Origin of the sequence: Mycobacterium sp., assembly GCF_035499775.1 — a bacterium.
In the GTDB taxonomy this organism is placed as follows: domain Bacteria; phylum Actinomycetota; class Actinomycetes; order Mycobacteriales; family Mycobacteriaceae; genus Mycobacterium.
The window spans coordinates 1-6,320 of record NZ_DATJYB010000154.1 but is presented as its reverse complement, the minus strand read 5'-3'; the positions used below and the strand labels follow the sequence as shown (position 1 = coordinate 6,320).

The 6,320-nt window shown below is 66.1% G+C and carries 7 protein-coding genes; 3 read left to right on the top strand and 4 right to left on the bottom strand.

Features of this window, described 5'->3' with window-relative positions:
* Positions 1 to 478 (top strand): HNH endonuclease signature motif containing protein (locus VML93_RS10505; protein WP_325610319.1); only part of this gene is annotated, 478 nt, incomplete at its 5' end.
* 7 nt (positions 479 to 485) lie between these two features.
* On the opposite strand, the gene VML93_RS10500 is transcribed toward VML93_RS10505, so the two are convergent.
* Both VML93_RS10500 and VML93_RS10495 read right to left on the bottom strand, forming a co-directional pair.
* Positions 486 to 1,565, bottom strand: coding sequence for a dihydrodipicolinate reductase (locus VML93_RS10500; protein ID WP_325610317.1), 1,080 nt, complete (start codon positions 1,563 to 1,565; stop codon positions 486 to 488).
* Positions 1,566 to 1,572: 7 nt separating this feature from the next.
* Complete coding sequence (locus VML93_RS10495) at positions 1,573 to 2,598, bottom strand: Rieske 2Fe-2S domain-containing protein (protein ID WP_325610315.1); 1,026 nt, start codon at positions 2,596 to 2,598, stop codon at positions 1,573 to 1,575.
* A gap of 55 nt (positions 2,599 to 2,653) precedes the next feature.
* On the opposite strand from VML93_RS10495, the gene VML93_RS10490 reads away from it, so the two are divergent.
* Both VML93_RS10490 and VML93_RS10485 read left to right on the top strand, forming a co-directional pair.
* Positions 2,654 to 3,298, top strand: coding sequence for a TetR/AcrR family transcriptional regulator (locus VML93_RS10490; protein ID WP_325610313.1), 645 nt, complete (start codon positions 2,654 to 2,656; stop codon positions 3,296 to 3,298).
* The gene (locus tag VML93_RS10485; protein ID WP_325610311.1) at positions 3,299 to 4,429 is read left to right on the top strand and encodes an epoxide hydrolase; all 1,131 of its coding nucleotides are present in this window, start codon (positions 3,299 to 3,301) and stop codon (positions 4,427 to 4,429) included.
* Here the strand turns inward: VML93_RS10485 and VML93_RS10480 are convergent.
* Complete coding sequence (locus tag VML93_RS10480) at positions 4,426 to 5,502, bottom strand: PDR/VanB family oxidoreductase (protein WP_325610310.1); 1,077 nt, start codon at positions 5,500 to 5,502, stop codon at positions 4,426 to 4,428. The two genes, VML93_RS10485 and VML93_RS10480, sit on opposite strands and share 4 nt — an antisense overlap.
* A gap of 2 nt (positions 5,503 to 5,504) precedes the next feature.
* Positions 5,505 to 6,320, bottom strand: an 816-nt coding sequence (locus VML93_RS10475; RefSeq protein WP_325610308.1) for an SDR family NAD(P)-dependent oxidoreductase, incomplete at its 5' end; no start/stop codon positions are given.

Here is a 6,320-nt window from a genome sequence, read left to right as displayed (position 1 = left end):
CACCCTGCAGGAACTCACCACCGGCGCCGGACGCGCGGTCACCGGCGCGGGCACCGTGCTACCCATGCGCGATCTGATCCGCATGGCCCGCCACTCCCACCACTACCTGGCCGTCTTCGACCAACACACCCGCCGCCCGCTCTACCTGGGCCGCACCCGGCGCATCGCCTCACCCGACCAACGTGTGGTGCTGTACGCCAAAGACCGCGGCTGCACCCACCCCGGCTGCGACGTCCCCGGCGACCGCTGCCAAGTCCACCACATCAACACCTGGGCCACCGGCGGCTCAACCGACGCCGACACCCTCACACTCGCCTGCCCGCTCAACCACAAACTCATCGACCAAGGCTGGAAAACCCGAAAACTCCCCAACGGCCAAACCGAATGGATCCCACCACCACACCTCGACCACGGCCAGCCCCGCACCAACAATTACCACCACCCCGAACGGCTCTTCGAAAAAGACGACCCGGGTTGACGCACGCCTACAGCTTGAACCGCCCGGCGAATCCGCGCAGCGGCAGGTCGGCGCTGGTGATCAGCCCGGGACGCGCCTCGATGACCGACCTGATCGCGCTGAGCGCCGGCATCCCGGTGACCGTCATGCCGATCGACGCGAAGTTGTCCGGGTTGGACAGGTCGATGCCGGGCTTGGGGAAGATCATGTGCTTGTTGTAGACACACGGGTCGCCTTGGATCCGAGTGATGTAGCAGCCCTTGATGTTCCAGCTCGGGTCGGTGTGCGGGGTCATCTGCCACTCCAGGTGCGTCTCGACCCGCGGGACGCCGTCCACCATGCCCTGGTATTTGATGTAGTTCGCGCCCAGCGAGCCCTTGGGCAGGATGTACCAGCCCAGGTCGACGTCCTTGGTGCACGCACCCAATTCGTAGGTGAACTTCACTTCGTCGAGCGCTAGATCGAAGCAGTCGGCCATCATCAGCACGCTGTCGGCGAAGACGCGGGTGTACTTCTCCAACTTCGACGGGATCTCCGGATCGTCCACCGGATGGCCGTAACCGACCTCGATCCAGGTGTCCCTGGAGTGGTGGCATGACACGTCGACGGACTCGATGGTGGTGACGTTTTCGATCTCGGCGACGTCGGCGGAGCACACCACGCCGAGGATCTGGTTCAGGCCGGGATTCATTCCGGTGCCGTAGAACGTCGCACCTCCCTTCTCGCAGGCCTCGGCCAGCAGTTGAGTCACCGGCTTGCCCGACGGGTGCGGGTGGTTCGTGTCGCGGTGCCACCCGGTGATCCAGTCGGCGGTCGTGACGATATTGATGCCCGCCTCGAGGACTTTGACGTAGAGATCCTCGTCGGGAAACACGCCGTGGAAGGTGAGCACGTCAGGCTTGGCCGCGATGATTTCCTCGATTGTGCCCGTCGCTGTCACCCCGGTGAGTCCGATACCCGCGAGCTCACCGGCATCACGCCCCACCTTCTCCGGCGAATAGCAGTGCACGCCAACGAGTTCGAGGTCGGGGCGATGGGCGATCCGCTTGATCATCTCCGAACCGACGTTTCCCGTGCCGACCTGGAACACGCGAGCGGGTGAATTCATTGAAGTGTCAGCCTTTCTGCGATGCTGCGTAAACTTCGGCGGCGCTGCCGCCGATGCCGTCGGGATAGAACTGCTTGGCCCACTTGCGAATTGCCGTGAAGCCCTCGTATTCCTGGGTAGCCAGCGCGGGTGGATCGGAGTAGCGCTGGTGCTGCCAGATGTGGACGTCCTGCTCGAACTGCCGGATCACTTCCCGTCCGAATTCCTGCGCCCTGATCTCGGCTCGTGCCGCATCTTTCGCAGGCTTGCGGCCGATGTAGACCATGAACCGGACATCGGAGGTGAATTCGTCGACGGGCGTGATCGCGGAGATGGTGCGGTTGTCGACCATGCCCCAGCTCTTGGTGACCGCGACTCCCAGGCCGCCGTTGATCGCCTCCACGCCGCTGTTGACGTCCTCGATCCGCTGACCGTCGTCACCTTCGAAGGTGATGGTGAAGTCGACGAACGACACCGGTTCGTCGAAGTCGTGACGGGTGAAGACCGGCACGATCGGCGTGTTGTGCACGTACTTGAAGTGCGCGAAGTCCACCCCGTTCTCCAACACGTACTGCGGGTGCAGCTCCAGGCTCTGCCGGTACAGCCGCTGCTGCGGGTAGTAGTCCGCGGCACTGCTGCCGTCGCCGAAGGCGGCGAACACATCCGGCGCGTCGAAGAACGGCTCGCGCCCCTGAGCGTCGTGCCAGATGTAGACGGACTCGTTGCGCTCGACGACGGGGTGGGTCCGGACGCGACGGCCCCGGTTGGGCCGATCCTGGTAGGGGATGCAGACGTTGCGCCCCTCTTGGCTCCACCGCCACCCGTGGAAGGGGCACTGCAACACCTCGCCGACGACCTTGCCGCCGTAACCAAGGTGCGCGCCCAGGTGTTCGCAGTACGCGTTGAAGACGGTGAGCTGGCCGGACTCGGCCCGCCACGCGACCATTTCCTGGTCGAAGTACTTCATCGTGTGGACGTCGCCGACGCCGATCTCGTCGGACCAGGCGACCTGGAACCATCCAGTCGGCTTCATCGACAGCGGTGGCTTGGCCATAGACATTCACAGTACCCTCTATGAAAAAGTTAGTCGAGACCTTAGGATTGATCGAATGACAGGGCGGGCTAGCGCGGCCGGCGTCGAGGGCCGGCGTCCCAACCGGCGCGGCAACGCGACTCGCGAGAGCATGCTCGAGGCCGCGCTGCGGTCGCTGGCATCGGGCGAGCCGGGTTCGGTGTCGGCCAACCGCATCGCGAAGGACATCGGTGCGACCTGGGGCGCGGTGCAGTACCAGTTCGGCGACACCGACGGCTTCTGGGCGGCGGTGCTGCACCGCACCGCCGAACGACGCGCCGCAACCTTCTCGACCCTGTCGACACCGGTCAAGCCGGACGCGCCCTTGCACGAACGGGTCGGGGTGATCATCGAAACCCTCTATCACGGCCTGGCGTCACCGGATTCACGCGCGATCGAGAACCTGCGGGCTGCCCTCCCCCGGGATCCCGTCGAACTCGAACGCCTCTACCCGCGCACCGCGGCCGAGCTGTTCTCCTGGGGCAAGAGCTGGCTCGAGACCTGCCAGAACGCCTTCGCCGGTCTCGATGTCGACCCGGACCGGGTGCGCGAGGTCGCCGCGCTCATTCCGGGCGCCATGCGCGGCCTGGTGTCGGAGCGCCAACTGGGCTCGTACGCCGATCTCGATATGGCACGCCGAGGTCTGACCAACGCACTGGCCGTCTATCTGGAGGGTGCGTAAATGGAAGCGTTCCGTCTCGACGTGGCCGAAGCGCAACTCGACGACCTTCGTCATCGCCTCGGCAATGCCCGGTGGCCGGCGGAAATCACCGGGGCGGCTTGGGATTACGGTACCGATCAGTCGTTCCTGAAGGGCGTCATCGACCATTGGCTGCAGCACTACGACTGGCGTCGCGTCGAGGCCGAGGTCAACGCGATCGGATCGTTCGTCACCGGCGCGGCCGGGCAGCGCGTGCACTTCCTGCACGCGAAGTCGGACGACACACAAGCACTCCCCCTGGTGATCACGCACGGCTGGCCCGGCTCGATCGTCGAATTCCTGGACGCGCTGCCCATGCTGCGGCAGCGATTCCACGTCGTGCTGGTGTCGATGCCCGGCTACGGCTTCTCCGGACCCACGCGCGAAAAAGGAGTCGACGTAGCATGTATCGCCGCGGCGGTGGCTGACGTGATGTCCCAACTCGGGTACGAACGGTTCATCGCGCAGGGCGGCGACTGGGGCGCCCTGGTGACGCGATACCTCGGGCAGCACCACACACCGCAGGTGGCCGCGATCCACACCAACATGATGTTCTCGCCACCGGATCAGAACGACCCCGAACTGCTGGCCAACGTCACCGAACAGGAAATGGCGGCCATCACGTCCAGCGTCGAACAAGTCCGGGACGGCACCGCCTACATGGAAGTGCAATCGACGCGGCCACATTCACTGGGGTACGGCCTGGACGACTCGCCGCTGGGCCTGGCCGGCTGGATACTCGAGAAGTTCCACGCCTGGTGCGACATTCGCGAGGGCATGCCCATCTCCACCGATCGGCTGATCGACAACCTGATGTTCTATTGGCTGACCCGCACCGCGACATCGGCGGCGCGCCTGTACTGCGAGTCGACGCGGGCCGGCACCGACGCGCGCAGTGAGTGGACCGGACGCGTCGATGTCCCCACCGGATACGCGGTCTACCCCCGTGAGCTGCTGCAGACCCCGCGCGCCTGGGCGGCCGCCCGATACAACCTGGTGCACTACGTGATTCAGGACCGCGGCGGTCACTTCGCCGCCTTCGAGCAACCCGAAGCCTTCGCCACCGACTTGGTGAACTTCGCCGACGTGCTCACCGAAAGCGGCGTCTTCTAGGCCTCGATGACGACCCGGTCGCCGTTCGCCCGGGACACGCAGACCAGCATCTCGTCATCACCCACCAAGGTGCGGCCCCGGTGATCGACTTGTCCGGCAAGCACTTTGACCTTGCAGGTCCCGCAGAAGCCCTGCTGGCACGAGTACGCGGTCGTCGGATCCGCATCGAGCATGACGTCGAGCGCCGACCGATTCGCCGGCACGGTGAGCACCCGCTTCGATCGTTCGAGTTCGAGTTCGAAGGGAATCCCGTCGATGACCGGGGGCGGGCTGAAGCGCTCGTAATGCATTGGCGCATCAGCGTGTTCGTCCCGGGCCACCCGAACCGCCTCCAGCATGGCGCTGGGTCCGCACACATAGACGGCGGTCGCCGGCCCGGCCCCGGCGAGCAGGTCCTCGACGCCGGCCAGCCGGCCATGTTCGTCGTCGGCCCACACGGTGACCCGGTCTGGCGCCACCGACGTCAGCTCGTCCAGAAACGGCATGTACTCCCGGCTACGACCGGCATAGATTGCCCGCCAATCGATTCCGCGCTGCTGGGCCACCCGGATCATCGGCAGGATGGGCGTCACGCCGATACCGCCGATCACGAACAGCACGTCGCGCTCGGTGCTGCCGAGATAGAACGCATTACGGGGACCTTCGAACATCAAGGTGTCGCCCACTTGGTAGGCGTCGTGCATCTCGATCGAACCACCGCCGCCGTCGGCGATGCGGCGAACGGCGATGCGGTAGTCGGTGCGGCGCCCGGGCGGACCGCACAGCGAGTACTGGCGGCGCCGCCCCGAGGGCAGCTGGACGTCGATGTGTCCGCCGGGTGTCCAGGATGGCAACAATCCGCCGTCGGGATCGGCCAACGTCAACGCGACCACGTCGGGCGCGACGAGTTCGCGTGTGGTGACCACCGCGGATAACGTGCGGCGCACCGGCACTATCCGCGATGGCGTCCACCGCGAAGTGGCGGCGAGGCCCCCGAACAGCGTCCGCACGCCCCACAGCACCGTCGCGAAGCGGTCGCGGTCCCGACGGCCGTACAGGTCGGCCGGCCTGCTGGTCCAGATGCTGTCCGACACGGCTACTTCCGCCGGATGTCGATGCGCGCGAACAGCCGGACCGCGGACGGGCTGATGCGGCGCATGGCGTAGCCGAGCCGGGAGTCCGCGGCGACCGGCACCACCGGCGAACCAGTCCGGACGGCCTTGACGATCGCCTTGGCGGTGGCTTCCGGCGTGAAGTTGCGGCGCCGGTACGCCGCATCCGCCTTCTCCCGGGCGCGTTCCTGTTGTTCGGCGGACATGCCCGCGTAGACAGTGCTTTTGGCGATGTTGGTGTTGACGAAACCGGGGCACACGGCGGTCACGGTGATGCCCTCGTCGGCCAGATCGGCCCGCAAGGTTTCGCTGAAACCCAGCACCGCCGCCTTCGTCGTGCTGTAGGCCACCATCGATTTCGACGGCAGGAATGCGGCAGCCGACGCGATATTGATGATCGTCCCGCCTTCGCCGCGTTCGACCATCTGCGCGCCGAACACCCTGCTGCCGGTGATCACGCCGCGGACGTTCACGCCCATGATGGCATCCCAGTTGGCCGAGGTCGTTTCCAGGAACCGGCCGGCCATTCCGATGCCGGCGTTGTTCACCAGGATGTCCACCACGCCGTGTTCCTTAATAACCTGCGCGGCAAGGTCATTCATCGCGGCTTCGTCGCTGACATCCGCCTGGTATGCCGCGGCCTCAGCACCCGCTGCACGTACCGCATCAGCGCTGTCTTTGGCTGCGACCGGGTCGAGATCGACGATCACCACCTTGCCCGCGCCCTGCCGGGCCAGTTCCACGGCGGTGGCCCGGCCGATGCCCGCGCCGGCCCCGGTGATCAGCGCGAGCTTGCCGCG